Raw genomic sequence first — 1,196 nt, 5'->3', positions numbered from 1 at the left:
TAAAATGGCAAAAGGCAAGTTTGAGCGGACCAAACCGCACGTGAATGTGGGCACGATTGGTCACGTTGACCATGGCAAGACCACACTGACTGCAGCGATTGCAACCGTGCTGTCGGCAAAGTTTGGCGGCGAAGCGAAGAAGTACGACGAGATCGACGCGGCACCGGAAGAAAAGGCGCGCGGCATCACCATCAACACCGCCCACGTCGAGTACGAGACTGCCAACCGCCACTATGCGCACGTTGACTGCCCCGGCCACGCCGACTATGTGAAGAACATGATCACCGGTGCTGCGCAGATGGACGGCGCGATCCTGGTATGCTCGGCCGCTGACGGCCCGATGCCGCAGACCCGCGAGCACATCCTGCTGGCGCGCCAGGTCGGTGTTCCGTACATCATCGTGTTCCTGAACAAGTGCGACATGGTCGACGACGCCGAACTGCTCGAGCTGGTCGAAATGGAAGTGCGCGAGCTGCTGTCGAAGTACGAGTTCCCCGGCGACGACCTGCCCATCGTGCGCGGTTCGGCCAAGCTGGCACTCGAAGGCGACAAGGGCGATCTGGGCGAAGCGGCAATCATGAAGCTGGCTGAAGCACTCGACACCTACATCCCGACACCGGAGCGCGCAATCGACGGCGCCTTCCTGATGCCGGTGGAAGACGTATTCTCGATCTCCGGCCGCGGCACCGTGGTGACCGGTCGTGTCGAGCGCGGCATCATCAAGGTCGGCGAGTCGATCGAGATCGTTGGTATCCGTGACACACAGACCACCACCTGCACCGGCGTGGAAATGTTCCGCAAGCTGCTGGACCAGGGTCAGGCAGGCGACAACGTTGGCGTGCTGCTGCGCGGTACCAAGCGTGAAGACGTCGAGCGCGGCCAGGTTCTGGCCAAGCCGGGTTCGATCAAGCCGCACAAGCATTTCACTGGCGAGATCTATGTTCTGTCGAAGGATGAAGGCGGCCGTCACACACCGTTCTTCAACAACTACCGTCCGCAGTTCTACTTCCGTACGACGGACGTGACAGGCGCGATCGAGCTACCGGCCGACAAGGAAATGGTGATGCCTGGCGACAACGTGTCGATCACTGTGAAGCTGATCAACCCGATCGCGATGGAAGAGGGTCTGCGCTTCGCGATCCGCGAAGGCGGCCGTACCGTCGGCGCCGGCGTCGTTGCCAAAATCATCGAGTAAT

General features: G+C 61.0%; 1 protein-coding gene. It reads left to right on the top strand.

Features of this window, described 5'->3' with window-relative positions:
- Positions 1-4 precede the first annotated feature (4 nt).
- The gene (gene tuf / locus RY831_RS32960) at positions 5-1,195 is read left to right on the top strand and encodes an elongation factor Tu (protein ID WP_326510494.1); all 1,191 of its coding nucleotides are present in this window, start codon (positions 5-7) and stop codon (positions 1,193-1,195) included.
- Position 1,196: the final 1 nt, after the last annotated feature.

The sequence above is a fragment of the Noviherbaspirillum album genome (assembly GCF_035916955.1).
Taxonomy (GTDB): domain Bacteria; phylum Pseudomonadota; class Gammaproteobacteria; order Burkholderiales; family Burkholderiaceae_D; genus Noviherbaspirillum; species Noviherbaspirillum album.
This window is presented reverse-complemented; position numbering and strand designations above follow the sequence as displayed.